This window comes from Shinella sp. 20P9.1.1 (assembly GCF_057798995.1).
In genome coordinates, this window is sequence record NZ_JBYOLC010000006.1 from 168,899 (window position 1) to 191,812 (window position 22,914).

Consider the following 22,914-nt stretch of genomic DNA (forward strand, 5'->3'; position numbering starts at 1 on the left):
TGGTGGGATTGTTTCGGGCGGGCATTTATCACCTTTAATGGGCATTATCACTTCAAAAGTGAGTCTGGAGCGAATGGGATGATGGGAATGCGAACGGCGATCGGTCTGATGAGCGGTACGAGCCTCGACGGTATCGACGTGGCGCTGCTTCGCACGGATGGCGAGGCCATCGTGGAGCGCGGCCCGTCTCTCGGGCGTTCCTATGACGTGGCCTTCCGCCGCCGACTGCAAGGCGCGCTGGAAACCGCCAAAGCGATCAGCGACCGAACGGAGCGGCCCGGCGATCTCGCCGAGATCGAACGGGAATTGACCCTGCGTCACGCCGAGGCCGTGCGTGCGTTGCTGGCGGAAAACAAGCTGAAGGCCGCCGACATCGACGTCATCGGTTTCCATGGCCAGACCGTGCTGCACCGGCCGAATGATGCCTTGACGGTGCAACTGGGCGATGGCGGCCTGCTGGCCGACGAGACCGGCATCGACGTGGTCTATGACATGCGCGCCAACGACATGGTGCATGGCGGGCAGGGCGCGCCGCTCATTCCCGCCTACCACGCCGCCCTCGCCGCCGGCCTCTCCAACGCGAGCGGCAAGGCCGTGGTCTTCGTCAATATCGGCGGCATCTCCAACCTTACTTTCATTGGCAGCGGCGGCGACCGAATCGTCGCGTTCGACAGCGGGCCGGGCAACACGCTGATCGACCAATGGGTCGAGGCCCATGCCGGAGTTCCCTATGACCAGGGCGGCATGATCGCCTCGGAAGGACAGGTCGATGCCGATCTCGCCGCGCGCTATCTGGGCCACGCCTTCTTCACCGATCCGGTGCGCCGCTCGCTCGATCGCAACGATTTTCGCCCGCCGCAAGGCAGCGATGCGAGCCTGGAGGATGGTGCACGCACGCTGGCGCATGTCACGGCCGCCGCGATCCTGCGCTCGGCCCGCCATCTGCCGGAGAGACCAAAACTCTATGTCGTCTGCGGAGGAGGTCGGCTCAACCGGGTCATTATGGACGACCTTGCGGCGCTTGCGCAGATCGAGGGGGCCGAGGTCGTGGCTGCCGAAGCCGTCGATCTCAATGGGGACAGCATGGAAGCGGAGGCCTGGGCCTATCTGGCCGTGCGCTCCCTGCGCGGCCTGCCGCTGACGTTTCCGGGAACCACCGGCGTCAAGGCACCGGTAACGGGCGGGCTGCTGCGGAAATCTGCTATGGCCGGTTAACGCAATTTTTCCTGCCGTTCCCTAGCATGGCCAGCGATCATTCCGGGGCGCGATGCACGGAATGGTTTTGGTGTCATGCGTAAGGTGGCCAATGAGTGGCGCAGGCTTCCTGCTGGCGGTGAATTTCCTCATCGCCCAATGTTTCTTCATGTTCTTCCTGGCGGTCTCCACCCGTAGCCGCAATCGCATTGCCGCCCGCTGGTTCGCCGGCAGTTTTGCGGTCGCCTCGCTGTCTGCGATCTTCGAATTCCTCATCGCTTATGTCCCGCCGGTGAGGCTCTGGGCGATCCTCGCCTTCGCCTCGATGCTCGCGGGCATGTTCATGTTGCGCATCGGTATCGGCCATCTCTACAGCCTGAGGACAAATCGCACGGCTCTCGCCGGCATCTATCTCGGCTTCGTGGCGCTTGGCTGTTTCATCTATGATTTGCCGCGCGGAACCCTACAGCATGCGCTCCCCTACCAGACCCCCTTTGCGATAGCGCTCGGCATGAGCGCCTGGGCCACGTGGCGGGCGCCGGTGAAGTCCTTCGTGGACCGGGCGCTTGTCGCGTTGCTGGTCGCCACCAGCCTGCATTTCATCCTGAAAGGCTTTGCCGCCGTATTTGCCGGTGCGGGCGCGACGGCGAAGGACTATCTCGGCAGCCCGTTTGCACTCGTCTCCCAGAGCATGGGCGCCGTGCTCATCGTTGCCGTCGGGTTGATGCTGCTGTGCGTGCTCGTCCTGGAAATCGTTGCCGACGAGAAGGTCAACGCCGAGGTCGATCCGCTTTCCGGCCTGCTCAACCGTCGCGGTTTCGACAATCGCGTCGATGCGTTGATGGCGCAATCCGGGCCGCACAGCATCGTGATCTGCGACCTGGACCGCTTCAAATCGGTCAACGATACCTACGGTCACCAGGGTGGCGATGCCGCGATTCGTGCCTTTGGCGAGATGCTGAAGGCCGCAGCCCCCGAAGGCGCGCTCGTCGCCCGCATCGGCGGCGAGGAATTCGTGCTCTTCCTGCCTCGCACCGGCAAGGAGGCGGCGCTGCTGTTTGCTCATGCGTTGCGGGCGACGCGCTCCGTCTCGCCGGTTCCCGGCCTGCCGCCGGCTGTTCGCGTCACCGCGAGCTTCGGTGTTGCGGAAATCGGCCCGAACGAGCCGCTGCGTTTCGCCATGCGCCGCGCCGACGATGCGCTCTATGCCGCCAAGAATGCCGGGCGCGATTGCGTGCGCGAGGCTGAGCCGCCGGCTGTCGTGCTGGAAGTCTTCAAGCAGGCGAATTGATTTCAAAGAAAAAGCCCGATGGCGGAACCATCGGGCTTTTGTTTCGCTTATGCTTTTGGCCGGTCAGCGGATGCGCTTGGCGGCCGGTTCCGGCGTCAGTTCGCCGGCCAGGCGACGGTCGAGATAGTCCTCGCATTCCGCCATCAGCGTTTCCGTCTGGCCGTTGAAGAAGTGATTGGCGCCCGGCACGGTCTTGTGCGTGATCAGGATGCCCTTCTGGGTCTTCAGCTTTTCGACGAGACCGTTGACGTCCTTCTCCGGCGCTACCTTGTCCGAGTCGCCGTTGATGATGAGGCCGGAGGACGGGCAGGGGGCGAGGAACGAGAAGTCATAGATGTTCGGCTGCGGCGCAATCGACATGAAGCCTTCGATCTCGGGGCGGCGCATCAGAAGCTGCATGCCGATCCAGGCGCCGAAGGAATAGCCGGCGACCCAGCAGCTCTTGGAATCCGGATGCAGGCTCTGCACCCAGTCGAGCGCGGAGGCCGCGTCCGACAGTTCGCCCGCGCCATGGTCGAATTCGCCCTGGCTGCGGCCGATGCCGCGGAAATTGAAGCGCAGCGTCGTGAAGCCGCGCTTCTGGAACATGTAGAAGAGCTGGTAGACGATCTGGTTGTTCATCGTGCCGCCGAACTGCGGATGCGGGTGCAGCACGATGGCGATCGGGGCGTTCTTCTGCTTGGACGGCTGGTAACGGCCTTCAAGGCGACCGGCGGGTCCGTTGAAGATGATTTCGGGCATTCTTACTCCGGCAAGCTCGGGTCCGAAAACGGATTCTTGTCAACTGAAGTCTTGACGAAAGCAGTCAGCTTTTCTAGAACCTAGTTTAGAACCATTCGAAACTGTATGGGCGCCCGGTTGGCGCCGTGAGTTTGGTGTCATAAGGCAAGCCCGACGGAAATTTCAAGGAAAATGCACGTCGCATTGAACTTGATTGCGCGGGCACGGATGAAGAATGACCAAAACGGAGCGGACATATCTGGACTGGAACGCCACGGCACCCCTGCTGCCGGTGGCGCGCGACGCCGTTGTGTCCGCACTCGATATGGTTGGAAACCCGTCTTCCGTGCATGGCGAGGGCCGGGCGCTGCGCATGCTGGTCGAGGCCGCGCGCCGGGATGTAGCAGCACTCGTCAATGCCGCGCCGGCCCATGTCATCTTCACCAGCGGTGCCACCGAGGCGGCGAACCTTGTGCTGACGCCTGACTATCGCATGGGCCGCACGCCGCTTGCCATTGGTCATCTCTATGTTTCCGAGATCGAGCATCCGGCGATCCGCGAGGGCGGACGGTTCGCGCGCGAGAACGTCACGACCGTTCCGGTGACCCACGCCGGTGTCGTCGATCTCGATGCGCTGGAAGGTCTTCTGAAAAGCCACGACAAGGCCAAGGGCCTGCCGATGGTCGCCGTCATGCTCGCCAACAACGAGACGGGCATCGTCCAGCCGGTGAAGGCAGTCGCCGAGATCGTTCGCCGCAATGGCGGACTTCTCGTCGTCGATGCGGTGCAGGCCGTGGGCCGCATGGCCGTCGATATCGGGGCGCTCGACGCGGATTTCCTGATCATCTCCTCGCACAAACTCGGCGGCCCCAAGGGCGCTGGGGCGCTCGTCTCGCGCGGCGAGGTTCTTATGCCGGTATCCCTGATCCGCGGCGGCGGGCAGGAGAAGGGCCATCGCTCCGGTACGGAGAACCCGGCTGCGCTTGCCGGCTTTGCCGCGGCCGCCCGCGGCGCTGTCACCGATCTTGCCGAACGCAATGCCCGCATCGCCGGCCTGCGCGATGGTCTTGAAAACGGCATGCGGCTGGCGACCAATGACGTGATCATCCACGGCGCGGATGTCGAGCGTGTCGCCAATACGTGCTTCTTCAGCCTGCCGGGCCTGAAGTCCGAAACCGGCCAGATCGCCTTCGATCTCGAGGGTATCGCGCTGTCGGCCGGCTCGGCCTGCTCGTCCGGCAAGGTCGGCCAGAGCCATGTGCTCACCGCGATGGGGTTTGATGCCGCGCTCGGCGGGCTTCGCGTCTCGCTCGGGTCGGGCTCGACTGAGGCGGATGTGGATCGGTTTCTGGCTGCCTTCGCGCGCGTTGTGTCGCGCCGGCGCGCCGCCTGAGGCAAATCTGGCGAAAACGCAAGTTTTCGCTTGCCAAAAGGTGGGAAAAGTCCCCTTTGGCGCTTACATAACCGGCGGAAGACCCGCCACACGTTGACAAACTGCCGGACCTTGGATCCGGCAAGATTGGAGAACGATATGCCTGCGGTGCAGGAAACGATTGATCAGGTCCGTCAGATTGACGTCGACCAGTACAAATACGGCTTCGAGACGAATATCGAGATGGAGAAGGCCCCGAAGGGTCTTTCCGAGGAGATCATTCGTTTCATCTCGGCCAAGAAAAGCGAACCCGAATGGATGCTTGAGTGGCGCCTTGAGGCTTACCGCCGCTGGCTGACGCTTGAGGAGCCGACCTGGGCGCGCGTCGATTATCCGAAGATCGACTTCAACGACCTCTACTATTATGCGGCTCCGAAGAACCAGAGCGGCCCGAAGTCCATTGACGAAGTCGATCCCGAGCTTCTGAAGATGTACGAGAAGCTTGGCATTCCGCTGCGCGAGCAGGAAATCCTGGCGGGCGTGCAGACCTCGAAGATCGCCGTCGACGCCGTGTTCGATTCTGTTTCCGTCGTCACGACCTTCAAGGAAGAGCTGAAGAAGGCCGGCGTGATCTTCATGTCGATCTCGGAAGCCATCCGCGAACATCCCGACCTGGTGAAGCAGTACCTCGGCACCGTCGTTCCGACGACCGACAACTATTACGCCACGCTGAATTCCGCTGTCTTCACCGACGGTTCGTTCGTCTTCGTGCCGAAGGGCGTTCGCTGCCCGATGGAGCTGTCGACCTACTTCCGCATCAACGAGAAGAACACCGGCCAGTTCGAGCGCACGCTGATCATCGCCGAAGACGGCGCCTACGTCTCCTATCTCGAAGGCTGCACCGCGCCGCAGCGCGACGAAAACCAGCTGCATGCTGCCGTCGTCGAGCTGGTTGCGCTAGATGACGCCGAGATCAAGTATTCGACGGTCCAGAACTGGTATCCGGGCGACAAGGACGGCAAGGGCGGCATCTACAACTTCGTCACCAAGCGCGGCGATTGCCGGGGCAAGAACTCCAAGATCTCATGGACGCAGGTCGAAACCGGCTCCGCGATCACCTGGAAGTACCCGTCCTGCATCCTGCGCGGTGATGGTTCGCGCGGCGAGTTCTACTCGATCGCCGTTTCCAACGGCCATCAGCAGATCGACAGCGGCACCAAGATGATCCATCTCGGCAAGAACACGTCGAGCCGCATCGTCTCGAAGGGTATTTCGGCCGGCTTCTCCAACAATACCTATCGCGGCCAGGTTTCGGCCCACCGCAAGGCGGAGAACGCGCGCAACTTCACGCAGTGCGACTCGCTTTTGATCGGCGACAAGTGCGGCGCGCATACCGTGCCCTATATCGAGGCGAAGAACGCGACGGCCCAGTTCGAGCACGAGGCGACCACCTCCAAGATATCGGAAGACCAGCTGTTCTACTGCCTGCAGCGCGGCATCCCGACCGAAGCGGCAATCGCCCTGATCGTCAACGGCTTCGTCAAGGAAGTCATCCAGGAGCTGCCGATGGAGTTCGCCGTCGAGGCGCAGAAGCTGATCGGTATCTCGCTGGAAGGTTCGGTCGGCTGATCGAGTGATGCATGCCCCGGCGGTTTCCGCCGGGTGGCCGGATTGCTTCTCGATGAAGTTCCCCGCGTGATCCGTTATATCAGACGGTGCGGTTCTCATCGGGAGAGACGACATGGATCCGGTCAATCTGACATATTATGCCGTGGTTTGCGGTGGACTGGCAGCGTATGCGCCCAACGTTCGAAACGTGGCGATACGCACGGCGGTGGGGCTCAGCCTCGGCGGCTTTGCCGCCATGATGCTTCCGTTGGTCCATTTCTTCCTCGGCTTCTGAAACGAAGATGAGAGCGTTTGGACGCTCTGAACGCAGGACCAAGACACCATGCTCGAAATCAAGAATCTGCACGCTCGCATCGCCGAAGACGGCACCGAGATCATCCGCGGCCTGAACCTCACCGTGAAGGCCGGCGAGGTCGCTGCCATCATGGGCCCGAACGGCTCCGGCAAGTCGACGCTCTCCTACATCCTGTCCGGCCGCGAGGACTACGAAGTCACCGAGGGTGATATCCTCTATAACGGCGAGAGCATTCTGGAACTCGACCCGGCCGAGCGCGCCGCCAAGGGCATTTTCCTCGCCTTCCAGTATCCGGTCGAAATTCCGGGCGTCGCCACGATGCAGTTCCTGAAGGTCGCGATGAACGAGCAGCGCAAGGCGCGCGGCGAAGCGGAACTCACGACGCCGGACTTCATGCGCCGCGTCAAGGAAGCCGCTGCCGAACTGAAGATCGCGCCGGAAATGCTGCGCCGTCCGCTGAACGTCGGTTTCTCCGGCGGTGAGAAGAAGCGCGCGGAAATCCTGCAGATGTCGCTGCTCGAGCCGAAGCTGTGCGTGCTCGACGAAACCGATTCCGGTCTCGACATCGACGCGCTGAAGATCGTCGCCGATGGCGTCAATGCGCTGCGTTCGCCCGACCGCGCCGTCATCGTCATCACCCATTACCAGCGCCTGCTCGACTACATCGTGCCGGATACGGTCCACGTCCTCTATAAGGGCCAGGTCATCAAGTCCGGCGACAAGACGCTGGCGCACGAGCTGGAAGCGAACGGCTATGCGGACATCATCGGTGCTGCTGCCTGAGGCATCGTGAAGGAGTAATCTCATGAACATGCAAACAGGCATGAAGCTCTCGGTCGCAGAGACCGCGCTGTGCGAAGCCTATGACCACGCCCTCGGCGAGCTGCCGGGCGACGGTGCGGTGCTTGCCGCGCGCGATACGCTGATCAGCGACTTCAAGGATGCCGGCCTGCCGACGCGCCGTGTCGAAGCCTGGCACTATACGGACCTCAAAGCGTTGCTGCGCGCAGTCCCCGCCTTCGATCCGGCCGCATCGGCCGCCAAGACCAGCCCGCTGGTCGAGGGATCGTCGGTTCTGTCGGTCGTCAATGGCGTGGCCGATGCGCGCTCAACGGCAAGCGGCGTGACGGTCCGCACCTTCAAGGATGCGCTGGCCGATGGCACCGCCGCCGAAGGCCTTGCCGCCCGCGACCGTGACGACGCGATCGGCCGCATCAACGGCGCCTTCGTGCGCGACGGTTTCGTGCTCGACGTGCCTGCCGGCACGGAGCTGGAAGCCCCGCTCGAAATCCAGACGGTGCAGAATGCCGGCCAGACGCATACGCGTTTCCCGGCCACCTTCGGCGCGAACACCAAGGGCACGATCATCGAGCGTCATGTCGCCGCCGGCGAGACCGCCGCGTTCGTGACGTCGATCAGCGATATCGCGCTGGGCGATGGCGCCGAGATCACCTGGATCATCTTCCAGGCGCAGGGTGCTGCCGATACGCATCTGGGCCAGATCCGCATCACGCTCGGCACGGACGCGAAGCTTCGCCTCTATGTGATCAATGCCGGCGGCAAGCTCGTGCGGCAGGAAGTCCACGTCGTGGTGGCAGGCGAGGGCGCGGACCTGAAGCTGCGCGGCATCAACCTGCTCGGCGGCGAGACGCATACGGACGTGACCTTTACGGTCGGTCATGACGTGCCGAACACGACCTCGACGGAAGTCATCCGCAACGTGATCTTCGATCGCGCCCGCGGCGTCTTCCAGGGCCAGATCCGGGTCGCCCCTGATGCCCAGAAGACCGACGCCAAGATGTCGTGCAACACGCTGCTCTTGTCGGATGAAGCCGACTTCTCCGCCAAGCCGGAGCTGGAAATCTTCGCCGACGACGTGCAGTGCGGCCATGGCGCGACCGTGATCGATATCGACCACGTGCAGCTCTTCTATCTGATGGCCCGCGGCATCCCGGAAAACAAGGCGCGCGCCATGCTGGTCAACGCCTTCGTCGCCGAGATCGTCGAGGAGCTTGAAGACGAGCCGTTGGTCGAGGCGCTGGAAGGCGTCATCGCCGCCTGGCTGGAAAAGCACGCCTGATAAAGGACGAACGAGATGGAATACGCTCCCGCAAAGGCCTATGACGTCGAGGCGATCCGCAAGGATTTCCCGATCCTGTCGAAGACGGTCTATGGCAAGCCGCTGGTCTATCTCGACAATGGCGCCTCGGCACAGAAGCCGCAGTCGGTGATCGACGCGATCTCGCATGCCTATTCGAACGAATATGCCAATGTGCATCGCGGCCTGCACTTCCTGTCGAATGCGGCAACCGACGCCTATGAGGCGGCGCGCGAAAAGGTGCGCCGTTTTCTGAATGCCTCCTCGGTCGACGAGATCATCTTCACGAAATCCTCGACCGAGGCGATCAACACCGTTGCTTATGGCTACGGCATGCCCAAGATCGGCGAGGGCGACGAGATCGTGCTGTCGATCATGGAGCACCACTCCAATATCGTGCCGTGGCATTTCATCCGCGAACGGCAGGGCGCCAAGCTGGTCTGGGCGCCGGTGGACGAGACGGGCGCGTTCCATATCGAAGAGTTCGAGAAGTGCCTCACAGAGCGCACCAAGCTCATCGCCATCACGCATATGTCGAATGCGCTCGGTACCATCGTCCCGGTCAAGGAAGTCTGCCGCATCGCCCGCGAGCGCGGCATTCCGGTTCTGGTCGATGGTTCGCAGGGCGCGGTGCACATGCCGGTCGACGTGCGCGACATCGATTGCGACTGGTACGTGATGACCGGCCACAAGCTCTACGGCCCCTCGGGCATCGGCGTGCTCTACGGCAAGATGGACCGCCTGAAGGAAATGCGTCCCTTCCAGGGCGGCGGCGAGATGATCGTCGAGGTCACGGAAGATGTCGTCACCTACAACGATCCGCCGCACCGTTTCGAGGCCGGTACGCCGCCCATCGTGCAGGCGATCGGCCTTGGCCATGCGCTCGACTACATGGAAAAGATCGGCCGTGCCGCGATCTCGGCCCATGAGGCCGATCTGCGCGACTATGCCCATGAGCGGCTGTCCTCGATCAATTCGCTGAAGATTTTCGGCACGGCGCCCGGCAAGGGCTCGATCTTCTCCTTCGAGCTGGAGGGCATCCATGCGCATGACGTCTCGATGGTCATCGACCGGGCAGGGGTTGCGGTGCGCGCCGGCACCCATTGTGCCCAGCCGCTCTTGAAACGCTTCGGCGTCACCTCCACATGCCGGGCATCGTTCGGCCTCTATAACACGCGCGCCGAAGTCGATGCCCTGGCCGATGCGCTCGACCACGCCCGCAAGTTTTTTGCCTGAGGAGGTGAATCATGTCCCTCGACGCAACCCAAGACAAGGTGGATGTCCGCGAAGGCATCGTGCATTCGGCAATCCCGGCCGATGAGTTGGCGCGCCTGTCCGACGACGTCATTTCCGCGCTGAAGACGGTCTATGACCCGGAAATCCCGGCCGACATCTTCGAACTCGGCCTGATCTACAAGATCGATATCGAAGACGACCGCATGGTCAAGATCGACATGACGCTGACGGCCCCCGGCTGCCCCGTCGCCGGCGAGATGCCGGGCTGGGTGGAAAACGCCGTGAGCGCCGTCGAGGGCGTGTCCGGCGTCGAGGTCAGGATGACCTTCGATCCGCCGTGGACGCCGGACCGTATGTCGGAAGAGGCGCAGGTCGCGGTTGGCTGGTACTAGCTTGATACCGAAAAGTTGAAGACTTTTCGGATAAGATCATGCGGTAGCAGAGTATTGATCCCTTAACGAGGGAACACTAGATTTGGATTCGGAAACCGTCGGGCCTTGAACCCGGCCGGTCGAAGGAGATACGGCCCATGGCCTTTGCAGTGATGACACTTACCGATGCGGCGGCCAGCCGCGTCAAGGCGATCGTCGACAATGCCGGCGGCGACGCCAAGGGCATTCGCGTCGGCATCAAGAAGGGCGGTTGCGCCGGGATGGAATATTCCATCGATCTCGTGACCGAACCCAATGCCAAGGACGACCTGATCGAGCTGAACGGCGCCCGCGTCTGGGTGGCGCCTGAGGCCGTGCTCTATCTGCTCGGCACGCAGATGGATTTCGAAGTGACGACCCTGCGCTCCGGCTTCACCTTCCACAACCCCAACCAGACGTCCGCCTGCGGCTGTGGCGAATCGGTCGAGCTGAAGCCCGCCGACCTCGCAGCCCTTGCCGCCGCCGGCCAGCCGACGGTGCGCGCCTGACATCAGGGGATGCAGGGGCTGCAAATCCTTGCACCTTTTCTTTGCAGATGGTTTTGCCTAGTCTCCCTCAGCCGGCGTGCTGATACCGGTGGTGTCGCAACGGGGAGGGCGCGCGATGATGGGCTTTGCCGCCGCACTTTACCAGAACCTGCCGTTTCCCGTGCTCATCGTCGATGTCGCAGCGCATGTCGTGTCGTATAACGATGCGGCCGCGCGCACGTTTGGTTGGAGCAAGGACGGCCAGATCCCCTCCGATTCGCCCGTTATCGACGGGCCTGACGCAACAGGATTGCTCGCCCTTCATGCGGCGACCGGTCGGGAAAACGCCTATCCCTTTGTCTTCCGTCATGACAACGGCTCCCGCTTCGAGGCGACCGCCCATGTCATCCCCGTTCCGGACGAGACGGGCCGTGCCCGCTATGCGCTTCTTCTGCGCAGCCTGTTGAGCGGCGGTAGCCATGGCGAGCAGATCCTGCTTGGCCAGCGCATAGCCTCCGCGCTCGACACGATGAACGAGGGATTTGCAATCTTCGACCAGGAAGAGCGCCTGATCATGTTCAACCGCTCCTACAAGGAACGTACCGGCGTGGCGCGCGATGCCGTGCGCGTCGGCGCGACGCTGGAGAGCATTGCGCGCGCCAGCATCCGTGCCGGCATGTTTCCCGGCATTGTCGAAGGCACGCCCGAAGCCGAGGCCATGGTGCGCGAGCGACTGGAAAGTCACCGCAACACCGACAGCGGCGGCAGCGTCTTCGAATTCGGCAAGGACCGCTGGATTCGCGGCGAGAGCCACGTCGCCGAAACCGGCGACATCGTCGCGCTTCGTGTCGACATATCGGAGTTGAAGCGCGCGGAAGCGGCGCTGGAGGAGAAACGCCGCGACTATCTTTCGTTGCTGCAGATCCTGCCCGACATGATCCTGCGCTTCGACAGGAACCTGACTATCCGCTTTGCCAATGACAAATATGCCGCTCATGTCGGCTCGACGACCGACGAACTTCTGGGCCGGTACCTGCCGGACGTTGCCTGCGCGCCGGAGCAGACGGCCGACCTGATCAACATCGCGAATTATACGCGGGAGGCCCCCGTGCGCTCGCTCGAGGTCTGTACCGAAGGGCCGGATGGGCAGGAAGAATGGATGTTCTGGACGGCCGTGGCGATCTTCGATGATGATGGGGTGGCCGAGGTGGTGAGTGTCGGCCGCGACATAACCGAGGCCAAGCGCCAGCAGCATCAGGTGGAGGCCCAGACTAACGAATTGCGGCGCAAGAACGAGGCGCTCGACCAGTTCACCGCCACCGTATCCCACGATCTGAAGGCGCCGCTGCGCCATCTCTCGATGTTCGCCGAGATGATTTCCGAAGACCTGCATCGCGGCGAGCATGCTGAATTGGCGCATTACGCCGATCATGTGCGCAAGAGTGCCGCGCGCATGCGGCGCATCATCGACAGCCTGCTCGAATTCTCGCAGATCGCCTACCGCATCACCACGCCGAAGCCTGTCGCCCTTTCGGATGTGGTGCGCGATGCGCTGGCGCTGCTCGAAACCCATGTGCAGGAAGCGGGCGGCAGGGTCGATGTCGCCGCGCTGCCGGAGATCATGGGCGATCAGGAGCTTCTGAAGCGCCTGGCGCAGAACCTGATCGGCAATGCCCTGAAATACCGCAGGCCCGGCGAAATACCCGTGGTGCGTGTCTACTGCCGGGAAAACGAGGAGGCCGTCGATTTCATTGTGGAGGATGACGGTATCGGTATCGACCCGCAGCATGTCGGGCGGATTTTCGAAGTCTTTCAGCGGCTTCACCGGGATGAAACGGTTTATCAGGGCACGGGCGTCGGCCTGGCGCTGGCGCGCCGCATCGTCGAAAGTCACAACGGTGTGATCGCGCTTGACACGACCTATGGTCCGGGCGCACGCTTCATCGTGACGTTTCCGCAACCCATAAAATCAAGGGGGAGCGATCGTGGTAAGCCTGGCCAGGAAGCTGATCGTCGTCGATGACGATCCGGTGGATGTGCGCTTCGTGATGCGCGCCTTCAGCGATGCCGGCAGCACCATCGAGATTACCCATGTGACCGACGCGGACATGGCGAGCGATCGCCTCGCAGCGGAAGCCTTCGACTACATCCTGCTCGACATCAACATGCCCGGCACCAACGGCATGGAACTTTTGAAGCGTTTGCGCGGCGATGCCCGCACGGCGGTGACGCCGGTCATCATGCTGTCGTCGTCGTCGAATACGGCTGATGTCAACCGCGCCTATGAGAACGGCGCCAACGCCTATGCGGTGAAACCCTCGACGCTCAGCGGCTACAGGGATTTCGCCGAAGGATTTACCCGATTCTGGGTGGACGTCGCCGTTTCGCCCTAACCAGTCCCTGCCCGAAAATGAAAAGCCCCGGCCGATGGGATCGGCCGGGGCAATCGTTTGTGTGCCGTGTTTACTCGGCGGCGTCTGCATAGTCCTCGAGCGGCGGGCAGGAGCAGACGAGGTTGCGGTCACCATAGACATTGTCGACGCGGTTGACCGGCGACCAGTATTTGTCCACCCGGAAGGCACCCGGCGGGTAGCAGGCCTGTTCGCGCGAATAGGGGCGATCCCATTCGCCGACGAGGTCTTCCACCGTGTGCGGGGCGTTCTTGAGCGGGTTGTTCTCCCGGTCCATCCGGCCTTCCTCGATGGCGCGAGCCTCCTCGCGGATCGCCAGCATCGCATCGCAGAAGCGGTCTATCTCCGCCTTGGTCTCCGATTCTGTCGGCTCGATCATCAGCGTGCCGGCGACCGGCCAGCTCATGGTCGGGGCGTGGAAGCCACTGTCGATCAGCCGCTTGGCGACGTCGTCGACGGTCACGCCGGCGCTGTCGACCAGCGGGCGCGTGTCGATGATGCATTCATGCGCCACGCGACCCTTGGCGGATTTGTAAAGCACGTCATAGGCGCCCTTCAGGCGGGCGGCGATGTAGTTGGCGTTGAGGATCGCCACCTTCGTTGCCTGCGTGAGGCCCGCACCGCCCATCATCAGGCAGTAGCTCCAGGAGATCGGCAGGATGGAGGCCGAACCGAAGGGCGCGGCCGAGACCGCGCCGGCTTCGCCTGTCGTCGGGTTTGTCGGCAGGAAGGGTGCAAGATGCGCCTTGACGCCGATCGGCCCCATGCCGGGACCGCCGCCGCCATGCGGGATGCAGAAGGTCTTGTGCAGGTTGAGGTGGCTGACGTCGCCGCCGATATCGCCCGGACGGGCAAGGCCCACCATGGCGTTCATGTTGGCGCCGTCCATATAGACCTGGCCGCCGTGCTTGTGCACGATCTCGCAGACCTCGCGCACGTTCTCTTCGAAGACGCCATGCGTGGACGGGTAGGTGATCATGCAGCAGGACAGGTTGTCCGCATGGCTCTCGGCCTTCGCACGGAAATCGTCCATGTCGATGTCGCCATTGTCCGACACCTTCACGACGACGACCTTCATGCCGACCATCTGGGCCGACGCCGGGTTGGTGCCATGCGCGGAGGTCGGGATGAGGCAGACGTCGCGATGCGTATCACCATTGGCGAGGTGGTAGGCGCGGATCGTCAGGAGGCCGGCATATTCGCCCTGCGCGCCGGAATTCGGCTGCATGGAGAGGGCGTCGTAGCCGGTGATGTCGCAGAGCTTCTGCGACAGGTCCTCGATGAGATAGCGGTAGCCCTGCGCCTGGTCGGCGGGAACGAAGGGATGGATCTCCGAAAATTCCGGCCAGGTGATCGGCAGCATTTCCGCCGTGGCGTTGAGCTTCATCGTGCAGGAGCCGAGCGGGATCATCGAGCGGTCGAGCGCGAGGTCACGGTCGGAGAGACGGCGGATGTAGCGTGTCATCTCGCTTTCCGCGCGGTTCATATGGAAGATCGGATGCGTCAGGTATTCGCTGGTGCGCAGCAGGTCTTCCGGCAGGCGGTAGCCCGGCTCGAATTCTGCCACCTCGAAATCGCCGCCGAAGGCACGCCAGACGGCTTCCAGCGTGACGGGGCGCGAGCGCTCGTCGAGGCTGATGCCGATGCGGTCGTCGCCGATCTTGCGCAGATTGACCTCTTCCGCGACGGCCGTCTTTAGGATGATGCCCTGCAGCTTGCCGACGTGAACGGTGATCGTGTCGAAGAACACTTCCGGCTCGACCGTGTAACCGAGCTTTTCAAGACCCATGGCGAGGCGCACGGTCTTCTGGTGCACGCTCTGCGAAATGGCCTTCAGGCCCTGCGGACCGTGGAAGACGGCATACATCGAGGCCATGACGGCGAGCAGCACCTGTGCGGTGCAGATGTTCGACGTCGCCTTTTCGCGGCGGATATGCTGTTCGCGGGTCTGCAGCGACAGGCGATAGGCGCGGTTGCCGCGCGCATCGATAGAGACGCCGACGAGACGGCCGGGCATGGAGCGCTTGTAGGCGTCCTTGACGGCCATGTAGGCGGCATGCGGGCCGCCATAGCCGACCGGCACGCCGAAACGCTGCGTGCAGCCGATGGCGATATCCGCATTCATGTCGCCGGGCGACTTGAGGAGCGCGAGCGCCAGCGGATCGGCGGCGATGACGGCAATCGCGCCGGTCTGGTGCAGGCGGGCGATCAGGCCGGTGAAATCGCGCACATGGCCGTAGGTGCCGGGATACTGGAAGATCGCTCCGAACACGTCGACCGGGTCGAGGTCGGTGAAGGGATCGCCGACGACGATGCTCCAGCCGAGCGGTTCCGAACGGGTTTTGAGCAGCGCGATGGTCTGTGGGTGGCAGTTCTCGTCGACGAAGAAGGTCTTGGCCTTGGACTTCGAGACGCGCTCGGCCATGGCCATCGCTTCGGCGGCGGCGGTCGCCTCGTCGAGCAGCGAGGCATTGGCAACATCAAGGCCCGTCAGGTCGCAGACCATGGTCTGGTAGTTGAGCAGCGCTTCGAGGCGGCCCTGAGAAATTTCCGGCTGATAGGGCGTATAGGCTGTGTACCAGGCGGGATTTTCCAGGATGGTGCGCTGGATGACCGGCGGCGTGATCGTGCCGTAATAACCCTGGCCGATCAGCGAAACGAGCTTCTTGTTGCGGCCGGCGGTCTCGCGCAGCTTGTCTAGCGCCTCGCGCTCGGTCATCGGCGCGCCCCATTCCAGCGGCTTTTCCTGTCGGATCGATTTCGGCACTGTGTCGTCGATCAGCGCGTCGAGGCTCGGATAGCCGATCACCTTGAGCATCGCCTCCATCTCCTTCGGCGAGGGGCCGATATGGCGACGGTTGGCGAAGTCGTAGGGCTGGTAATCGGTAAAGGCAAAGTCCTTGGGGAGAGACATCAGCCGACAAGCTCCTTGTAGGCGGCTTCATCCATCAGGCCGTCGGCATCGGCCACATTGGCAAGCTTCAGCTTGAAGAACCAGCCGGCGCCCTGCGGGTCGCTGTTGACGAGGGAGGGATCGGCGGTGATCGCCTCGTTGACTTCGACGATTTCTCCGGCGAGCGGGCAATAGACATCGGAGGCCGCCTTCACGCTTTCAACGGTGGCCGCATCGCCACCCTTTTCGAAGGTCGCGCCGACCTCGGGCAGTTCGACGAAGACGAGATCGCCGAGCTGTTCGGCCGCATGGACCGTGATGCCGACGGTCGCAACGCCGCCTTCGATCTTCAGCCACTCGTGTTCTTCGGTGAATTTCAGCATGTTTGTTCCTCTCTCGGAATGATTTTGGTTGGGTGGCCGGTATCAGCGCTTGAAGGTGTTCTTGACGAAAGGCATGGCGGCGACGGTCACGGGCAGGAATTTGCCCCGCACGCCGGCATAGAGCTGGGTGCCCGGGGTGACGGCGGCCTTGGTCACGTAGCCCATGGCGACGGGGCCATCGACATTGGGACCGAAGCCGCCCGACGTCACCGTGCCGACGACGTCCTCGCCCTCGGGATCGGTGGCGAGCACCGCGCCTGATCGCACGGGCGCACGGCCTTCGGCCCGCAGGCCGATGCGACGGCGCTCAGCGCCGTTTTCAAGCTGGTCGAGGATGATCGCAGCGCCCGGGAAGCCGCCTTCACGCTCGCCGCCCTTGCGGCGCACCTTCTGGATGGCCCATTCGAGCGCGCCTTCCACGGGCGTCGTGCCGGTGTCGATATCGTTGCCGTAGAGGCAGAGACCCGCTTCGAGGCGCAGCGAATCGCGGGCGCCAAGGCCAATCGGCAGCACGTCAGGATGGTCGAGCAGGCGGCGACAGACGGTTTCGGCGAGCGCCGCCGGGATGGAGATCTCGAACCCGTCCTCGCCGGTATAGCCGGAGCGCGAGACGATGCAATCGGCGTCGTGCAGGTCGCAGGCGCGCACATCCATGAAGCGCATGGAGGAGACATCGGCCCAGAGTTCGGCCAGCACCGATTCCGCCCGCGGCCCCTGAAGGGCGACCAGCGCGCGGTCGTCATGCAGCGTCAGTTCGCAGACGTCGCCGATCTTCGCCTGCATATGGGCGAAGTCCTGATCCTTGCAGGCGGCGTTGACGACGACATAGAAATGATCGCCGCGGTTGGCGATCATCAGGTCGTCGAGGATGCCGCCTTCATCGTTGGTGAACAGCGCATAGCGCTGGCGGCCTTCGCCGAGGCCGACGACATCGACCGGCACCAGCGTTTCGAGGGCACGGGCGGCATCGGCATTGTCGCCCGAGCGGGCACGCACGGTGACCTGGCCCATATGCGAGACATCGAACAGGCCGGCGGCGGCACGGGTGTGCAGGTGTTCTTTCATCACGCCGGCGGTGTATTGCACCGGCATCTCGTAGCCGGCAAACGGCACCATGCGGCCGCCGAGCGATACGTTCAGCGCGTGAAGCGGTGTTTTCTTGAGTTCAGACGATCCGTCCAAAAGGCGCCCTCCAGTCCCTGGGCGCCCAGTTGCAGGGCGCCGGCTCACAATCAGGCGCAGCTGCGCCGTTCTCCTGAGCCCCCTCTGTCCCTTCGCCTGAGATTGTTATCCCTTCGGCGAGCGCTTGCGCGCTTCTCTCCAGAGTTATGACGGCACCTTGCTGGTCCTTTTGCCTGAGAGTTTCCGGGGCGGTTGCTCCTTCGGCACCGGCGCTGCCTTTCCCAAGGCGGCCGATTTCTCCCAGCGAGGTTGGCTCCAGATAACGGCCTTGCCCGTGCTTTGGCAAGAGGCGGCGTCGCTGCCGGGCACATTTTTGTCGTTCAGGGAAAGGAGCAAAGAAAAGGCCCCTGAGGGGCCTTAGTCGGTTGGAGGACGGCTGCAGTCCTTTGAAGGGAGGATCAGGCGGGTTCGGCTTCCTCCTGAACGGGGGCGCCGTTTTCGTCGTAGAGGCGTTGCGCCTCCGCGATGGTCACCTGCGGCGTCATCCCGGGCGCGGTGATGAGGGCGAGCGCCAAGGCGGGCGGCTGGATGACGTTGAGCACCGCGATGGTGCGCGCATCGCCGTGGATCTTCGCATCCTCGCTCCAGGTGTGGATGCGCTGCTCGAACAGTGTGTTCGCGCGGGTCTGCATCTTCATGCCCTGCGCGGCATAGGCGGCGGTGGCGGGCGAAACTGTCACGATCTGAGTCATGGCGTTCAACGGGTTTGCTTCAGGTTCGTGCAATTTATCATTTGCGCCTTTCGCGTGTGTGAAACGCGGCGGTTGCATTTTCATCGAGTTTTAACGATCTGTGTGAATTTCGGTCGGCCTTGCCTTTGTCGTGAAAATTCCGTCATAAGAGAGCGGAAATACCGCCGGAATCGGGCGGTAAAAAGCAATCCCAGCAAAAGTGTGCAGCGGTTTTGCGCCCGGGATTGCGATCACAAGAAAACCATGCCGCCAATGGTGCGGGAGGACCGATGAAGCCGATTTTCGTGCAATTGCAATGCGCTCCGGGCAAGACCTATGAAGTCGCGGATGCGCTTTACGCTACGGAACTCATTTCGGAGCTTTATTCCACCAGCGGCGAGTACGACCTGCTCCTCAAGGTCTATGTCGACAGCGAGGAGGATATCGGCAAGTTCATCAACGACCACGTCGCCTCCATCCCCGGCATCGTGCGTTCGCTGACCACGCTGACCTTCCGAGCGTTCTAAAACGGTTCCCCTTCGGCCTTTCTTGCGCTAAAGCACGGCGCAACGAAAGAAGGCTGACATGGCAGGCATCGAACACAAGCAGGTTGAGAGCGACGAGGCGGGCATGCGCCTCGACCGTTGGTTCAAGGTCCATTATCCGGGCCTCGGCTTCGGCCCGCTCCAGAAATTGCTGCGCTCTGGCCAGGTGCGCGTCGATGGCGGCCGCGTTAAGAGCGACACCCGCGTGCAGCCGGGCCAGATGATCCGCATCCCCCCGATGGAGGTCGATGCCAAGAAGGCCGGGCCGATCGCCGGCCGCGAGCTGAAGCATTCCTCCGATCACGAACTGCTCTCCCGTATGCTGCTGCATGAGGACGAGAAGGTCATCGTGCTCAACAAGCCGGCCGGCATCGCCGTGCAGGGCGGTTCGGGGGTCAACCGCCATATCGACCAGATGCTCGAAGCCTGGACCAGCCCGAAGGGCGAGAAGCCGCGCCTCGTGCACCGGCTCGACCGCGACACGTCTGGCGTCCTCGTCATCGCCCGCACGCGGGGCGCCGCGCAGAAGCTGACCGCCGCCTTCCGCGAGCGCGACACCAAGAAGACCTATTGGTCGCTGGTCATGGGCGTGCCGAAGAAGCGCGAGGACAAGATTTCGACCTGGCTCGTCAAGGAACAGACGCCGGATGGCGACCGCATGCGCATCGCCAAGCACGGCGAGGACGGCGCCGACCATGCGGTTTCCTTCTACCGGATCATCGAGCAGGCCGCACAGAACTATGCGTGGCTGGAGATGGAGCCCTATACCGGCCGCACGCATCAGCTTCGCGTGCACGCCGCGCATATCGGTCATCCGATTATCGGCGATCCGAAATATTTCGAGGCCGACCTCAACTGGGCCTTCCCGGGCGGCGTACAAAACCGCCTGCACCTCCATGCCCGTCGCATCGATATTCCGCACCCCAATGGCGGGCGCCTGCGCGTCACCGCGCCGCTGCCGCCGCATATGGTGCAGACCTGGAACCTCTTCGGCTTCGACCAGACCGCGGCGAACGAGGAAGACTGATGCGGCTTGCGCTTTTCGATTGCGACGGCACGCTGGTCGACAGTGCGCGGCTGATCCATGAGGTCATGGCCCGCACTTTCGTCGATTTCGGCCATGCAAGACCGGATATTTCCGAGACCAAGGCGATTATCGGCCTGACGCTCGACATCGCCATTGCCCGCATGCAGGGCAAGCCGCATGTCGACGACGAGGCGCTGGCGATGACGGCGTATTACAAGGCGACCTATACCGGCGTGCGCGCCGAGCCCGGCTTCCAGGAGCCGCTGTTTCCCGGCATCGCCGAGATGATGGCGCAGCTGGAACGCCGGGACGACCTGCTGATCGGCGCCGTCACGGGCAAGTCGCGCCGCGGCCTCGACCTCATCCGCGCGGCGCACGGTTTCGACAAGACCTTCTTCGTCTCGCGCACGGCGGACGACTGCCCGTCCAAGCCGCACCCGGCCATGGTGGCGGAATGCTGCAACGAAGCCGGGATTGATGCGGCCCGCACGGTTGTCATCGGCGATGCGATTTACGATATGCAGATGGCGAAGGCGGCCGGGGCGAAAGCCATCGGCGTTTCCTGGGGCTACGCCAGCGTGCCCGAACTGGTCGCGGCCGGCGCGGATCACATCCTGCGCAAGCCCGCAGACCTTATCGACTGGTTGGAGACTTTTTGATGCGTGACATCCTGAGCGACCTTTCCGATGCGATGAGCGATCCCGATCCGGTGCGCCGCGCGCAGATCCAGATGAAGCGGCCGCTGCCCAAGCGTTTCTATAAAGAGGTCTCGACCGACACGGCGGAGGAGGGGTTCCGCATCCTTCTCGACGGCCGCCCGGTGCGCACGCCCGGCAAGAAGACTTTGGCCGTTCCGACGCAAGCAATCGCCGACCGCCTGAAGGCGGAGTGGCACGCGCAGGCGGAGGAAATCGATCCGGCGAAAATGCCTGTGACCCGCCTCGTCAACACGGCTGTCGATGGCGTCGCGGAAAATCTGGATGCTGTGTTCGACGAGATCGTGCGTTTCGCCGGCACGGACATGCTCTGCTACCGTGCGGATTCACCTGAAGGTCTCGTCGCACGCCAGCGCGACGGCTGGGATCCGGTCTTGCGCTGGGCGGCGGACGCTAAGGGCATCCGCTTCATCCTAGTAGAAGGCGTGATGCATCAGGAGCAGCCGGTCCCGGCTATCGAAGCCTACGCCGCCGCGCTTTCTGCCTGGCGCGATCCGCTGGCGCTCGCCTGCGTGCACACCGTCACGACGCTGACCGGCTCGGCGCTGCTGGGCCTGGCCTTCGCCGAAGGCATCATCGATGCCGACAAGGCCTGGTCGCTCGCCCATATCGATGAGGACTGGCAGATCGAGCATTGGGGCACCGACGAGGAGGCGTTCCAACGTCGCGAAAAGCGCCGCGAGGAGCTGGATGTGGCCGCATCCGTGCTGTCCGAAATGCCGCGCTGACCAGACTTTCTTAAGGTTTCCGCCGCATTTTGGCGCATCGTTCCAACAGCCATAGCCGACCCGCACAGAGTTCCATGCAGTTCCTTCTCCGCGCCGTTCTTTCCGCCTGTCTCGCTCTTTCCGTGCCGCTCAGCGCCAGTGCCGAGGGCTTTCCCGTCCGCGACATCCGCAAGGTCGTCGTTAGCGGTGATGGCAACGTGCCTTCAGTGGTTCTCAAGCGCACCGATGCCTATCTGAAGCGCGCTGCCAAGGCGACGCGCCGTGCGGTCGCGCTCGACCGGGCCTCGATGGACGTGCGCGTGACGGGCGTCACGCAGTCGGCGACGGGGGCAAGTTCGGCAAAGGTCACGGTCACGCTTTCCGATCCGAAGGGTGGCGTTTCCGCACGCAATACGCTGACCGTCAACAGCTTCATGCCATCCAGCAAGGGCCGCGACGCAGCACTCGGCGATGCCATCGCCAAGCGCGTGGCCATCGCCTACCACCTGTCGACGGTCGCGGCCGGCAAGCTCAATGAAGGCAAGCGCCCCTCGAAGGGCCGCAAATATGCCGGCGGCAAGCGCAAGCCGGCGGCTCGACAGGTTGTGACGTCGCGTTCGCGCACGCATGACCGTCCGCTGGTCATTCCGACCGAGGCGGCCCTGACGGTGCGCTCGCGTGCGCTCGCCGAAGGGTCGACCGGCAAGATCGCCCCGTGTGTGGTTACCCAGACGATCAGCTGCGATTGACGCCGCGCATCGTGAGGGACGATGTCTGGAAAATCTCCGGAAGAAACATGATACCATTCTCTCCCAAGTGAAACGGAGGGAGTGCCTGCCATGTTCGATCGCTTGTCCGTCTACCAGCCGCAGGCGCTCGCCGCCTTACGCATGATGTCCGCGCTGCTCTTCATCGAGCACGGCACACAGAAATTCTTCAATTTCCCGCCGGCCGAACAGCCGTTCGGCGACCTGATGAATATCATCGGTGTTGCGGGCGTGCTGGAAGTGGTCGGCGGGATCCTGCTTTTGATCGGGCTGTTCACGCGGCCGGTGGCCTTCGTGCTCTGCGGCTTTATGGCTGTCGCCTATTTCACGGCGCATGCGCCGCAGAGCTTTTTCCCGATCAACAATCGCGGCGACGCCGCGATCCTGTTCTGCTTCGTCTTCCTTTACCTGACGGTTGCGGGGCCGGGGGCTTTTGCCCTCGACAACAGCCGTAGACGTTAGGCGACGAACTTCAGGCCCAAAATGCCGGTGACGATCAGCGCGATGCAGCCGATGCGCATCGCCGTGACCGGTTCAGCGAAAAGCACGATGCCGAGAATGACCGTCCCGACCGTGCCGATGCCGGTCCAGATCGCATAGGCCGTGCCCATGGGCAGCGTTTTCACGGCAAGGCCGAGAAGCACGATGCTGACGACCATGGAGCCGGCGGTGAGGACGGTGGGAACCAGCTTGGTGAAGCCGTCGGTATATTTCAGACCGATGGCCCAGCCGATTTCGAAGATGCCTGCGAGGGTAAGAAGGATCCAGGGCATTTGCCTACTCCGTTTCAAGGGAGCGAGGCCGTCCCCGCGATCGTGACCGGGATGTTCCCGGCGGTAGCCGTCTACCGGGTGCTACTATTGCCCAGGAGGAGCACAA

24 protein-coding genes and 1 riboswitch are annotated in these 22,914 nt (G+C 63.1%); of the genes, 18 read left to right on the forward strand and 6 right to left on the reverse strand.

The window, feature by feature from the left end:
* The first annotated feature begins 78 nt into the window (after positions 1-78).
* Positions 79-1,215, forward strand: coding sequence for an anhydro-N-acetylmuramic acid kinase (locus tag AC27VQ_RS12755; protein ID WP_488716537.1), 1,137 nt, complete (start codon positions 79-81; stop codon positions 1,213-1,215).
* 91 nt (positions 1,216-1,306) lie between these two features.
* On the forward strand, positions 1,307-2,485 hold the full coding sequence (locus AC27VQ_RS12760) for a GGDEF domain-containing protein (protein ID WP_488716538.1): 1,179 nt from the start codon (positions 1,307-1,309) through the stop codon (positions 2,483-2,485).
* A 63-nt stretch (positions 2,486-2,548) separates the two neighbouring features.
* Here AC27VQ_RS12760 and AC27VQ_RS12765 read toward each other — a convergent pair whose 3' ends face one another.
* Positions 2,549-3,226, reverse strand: coding sequence for an alpha/beta hydrolase (locus AC27VQ_RS12765; protein WP_117366175.1), 678 nt, complete (start codon positions 3,224-3,226; stop codon positions 2,549-2,551).
* Positions 3,227-3,440: 214 nt separating this feature from the next.
* Between AC27VQ_RS12765 and AC27VQ_RS12770 the strand changes: the two genes are divergently transcribed.
* The 10 genes from AC27VQ_RS12770 (at position 3,441) to AC27VQ_RS12815 (ending at position 13,126) form a co-directional block, all read left to right on the forward strand.
* Complete coding sequence (locus AC27VQ_RS12770) at positions 3,441-4,598, forward strand: cysteine desulfurase family protein (RefSeq protein ID WP_488716539.1); 1,158 nt, start codon at positions 3,441-3,443, stop codon at positions 4,596-4,598.
* Positions 4,599-4,736: 138 nt separating this feature from the next.
* Positions 4,737-6,206: a Fe-S cluster assembly protein SufB gene (sufB, locus tag AC27VQ_RS12775; RefSeq protein WP_313528195.1), complete on the forward strand. Its 1,470-nt coding sequence runs from the start codon at positions 4,737-4,739 to the stop codon at positions 6,204-6,206.
* A 112-nt stretch (positions 6,207-6,318) separates the two neighbouring features.
* Positions 6,319-6,480, forward strand: coding sequence for a hypothetical protein (locus AC27VQ_RS12780; protein ID WP_488716540.1), 162 nt, complete (start codon positions 6,319-6,321; stop codon positions 6,478-6,480).
* Positions 6,481-6,528: 48 nt separating this feature from the next.
* The gene (gene sufC / locus AC27VQ_RS12785; RefSeq protein ID WP_313528199.1) at positions 6,529-7,284 is read left to right on the forward strand and encodes a Fe-S cluster assembly ATPase SufC; all 756 of its coding nucleotides are present in this window, start codon (positions 6,529-6,531) and stop codon (positions 7,282-7,284) included.
* A gap of 22 nt (positions 7,285-7,306) precedes the next feature.
* A complete protein-coding gene (sufD, locus tag AC27VQ_RS12790; protein ID WP_488716541.1) occupies positions 7,307-8,581 on the forward strand; it encodes a Fe-S cluster assembly protein SufD in 1,275 nt (424 codons plus the stop codon).
* 15 nt (positions 8,582-8,596) lie between these two features.
* Positions 8,597-9,835 carry a cysteine desulfurase gene (locus AC27VQ_RS12795; RefSeq protein WP_488716542.1) on the forward strand — a complete coding sequence of 413 codons (1,239 nt, stop codon included), beginning with the start codon at positions 8,597-8,599 and terminating at the stop codon, positions 9,833-9,835.
* A gap of 11 nt (positions 9,836-9,846) precedes the next feature.
* Positions 9,847-10,227, forward strand: coding sequence for an SUF system Fe-S cluster assembly protein (locus AC27VQ_RS12800; RefSeq protein ID WP_313528205.1), 381 nt, complete (start codon positions 9,847-9,849; stop codon positions 10,225-10,227).
* Positions 10,228-10,364: 137 nt separating this feature from the next.
* Positions 10,365-10,754: a Fe-S cluster assembly scaffold SufA gene (gene sufA / locus AC27VQ_RS12805; protein WP_314093892.1), complete on the forward strand. Its 390-nt coding sequence runs from the start codon at positions 10,365-10,367 to the stop codon at positions 10,752-10,754.
* 115 nt (positions 10,755-10,869) lie between these two features.
* On the forward strand, positions 10,870-12,756 hold the full coding sequence (locus AC27VQ_RS12810) for a sensor histidine kinase (protein WP_488716543.1): 1,887 nt from the start codon (positions 10,870-10,872) through the stop codon (positions 12,754-12,756).
* Positions 12,719-13,126, forward strand: a complete 408-nt coding sequence (locus AC27VQ_RS12815) for a response regulator (protein WP_488716544.1) — start codon at positions 12,719-12,721, stop codon at positions 13,124-13,126. Before AC27VQ_RS12810 ends, AC27VQ_RS12815 begins: the two co-directional genes overlap by 38 nt.
* A 70-nt stretch (positions 13,127-13,196) precedes the next feature.
* Here the strand turns inward: AC27VQ_RS12815 and gcvP are convergent, their stop codons facing one another.
* The 4 genes from gcvP to AC27VQ_RS12835 all read right to left on the reverse strand — a co-directional run bounded on the left by gcvP (position 13,197) and on the right by AC27VQ_RS12835 (position 18,282).
* On the reverse strand, positions 13,197-16,058 hold the full coding sequence (gene gcvP, locus AC27VQ_RS12820) for an aminomethyl-transferring glycine dehydrogenase (protein WP_488716545.1): 2,862 nt from the start codon (positions 16,056-16,058) through the stop codon (positions 13,197-13,199).
* Positions 16,058-16,420: a glycine cleavage system protein GcvH gene (gcvH, locus tag AC27VQ_RS12825; RefSeq protein ID WP_488716546.1), complete on the reverse strand. Its 363-nt coding sequence runs from the start codon at positions 16,418-16,420 to the stop codon at positions 16,058-16,060. Before gcvH ends, gcvP begins: the two co-directional genes overlap by 1 nt.
* 42 nt (positions 16,421-16,462) lie before the next feature.
* Entirely contained in the window at positions 16,463-17,602 is a 1,140-nt protein-coding gene (gene gcvT / locus AC27VQ_RS12830; protein WP_488716547.1) for a glycine cleavage system aminomethyltransferase GcvT, read from the reverse strand.
* 151 nt (positions 17,603-17,753) lie between these two features.
* Positions 17,754-17,855, reverse strand: a riboswitch (glycine riboswitch).
* A gap of 145 nt (positions 17,856-18,000) precedes the next feature.
* The gene (locus AC27VQ_RS12835) at positions 18,001-18,282 is read right to left on the reverse strand and encodes a hypothetical protein (RefSeq protein WP_488716548.1); all 282 of its coding nucleotides are present in this window, start codon (positions 18,280-18,282) and stop codon (positions 18,001-18,003) included.
* Between the two features lie 281 nt (positions 18,283-18,563).
* Here AC27VQ_RS12835 and AC27VQ_RS12840 point away from each other — a divergent pair, with 281 nt between their 5' ends.
* From AC27VQ_RS12840 to AC27VQ_RS12865, 6 genes are all read left to right on the forward strand, one after another.
* Entirely contained in the window at positions 18,564-18,800 is a 237-nt protein-coding gene (locus tag AC27VQ_RS12840) for an Lrp/AsnC ligand binding domain-containing protein (protein WP_117366160.1), read from the forward strand.
* A gap of 58 nt (positions 18,801-18,858) precedes the next feature.
* A complete protein-coding gene (locus AC27VQ_RS12845; protein WP_488716549.1) occupies positions 18,859-19,845 on the forward strand; it encodes an RluA family pseudouridine synthase in 987 nt (328 codons plus the stop codon).
* Positions 19,845-20,504, forward strand: coding sequence for an HAD-IA family hydrolase (locus AC27VQ_RS12850; protein WP_488716550.1), 660 nt, complete (start codon positions 19,845-19,847; stop codon positions 20,502-20,504). Before AC27VQ_RS12845 ends, AC27VQ_RS12850 begins: the two co-directional genes overlap by 1 nt.
* Positions 20,504-21,289, forward strand: a complete 786-nt coding sequence (locus AC27VQ_RS12855) for an ATP12 family chaperone protein (protein WP_488716551.1) — start codon at positions 20,504-20,506, stop codon at positions 21,287-21,289. Before AC27VQ_RS12850 ends, AC27VQ_RS12855 begins: the two co-directional genes overlap by 1 nt.
* 74 nt (positions 21,290-21,363) lie before the next feature.
* The gene (locus tag AC27VQ_RS12860; RefSeq protein ID WP_488716552.1) at positions 21,364-22,017 is read left to right on the forward strand and encodes a hypothetical protein; all 654 of its coding nucleotides are present in this window, start codon (positions 21,364-21,366) and stop codon (positions 22,015-22,017) included.
* A 90-nt stretch (positions 22,018-22,107) separates the two neighbouring features.
* On the forward strand, positions 22,108-22,497 hold the full coding sequence (locus AC27VQ_RS12865) for a DoxX family protein (RefSeq protein ID WP_488716553.1): 390 nt from the start codon (positions 22,108-22,110) through the stop codon (positions 22,495-22,497).
* Here the strand turns inward: AC27VQ_RS12865 and sugE are convergent.
* Positions 22,494-22,808, reverse strand: a complete 315-nt coding sequence (gene sugE / locus AC27VQ_RS12870) for a quaternary ammonium compound efflux SMR transporter SugE (protein ID WP_298104885.1) — start codon at positions 22,806-22,808, stop codon at positions 22,494-22,496. The genes AC27VQ_RS12865 and sugE overlap by 4 nt on opposite strands.
* Between the last annotated feature and the right edge of the window lie 106 nt (positions 22,809-22,914).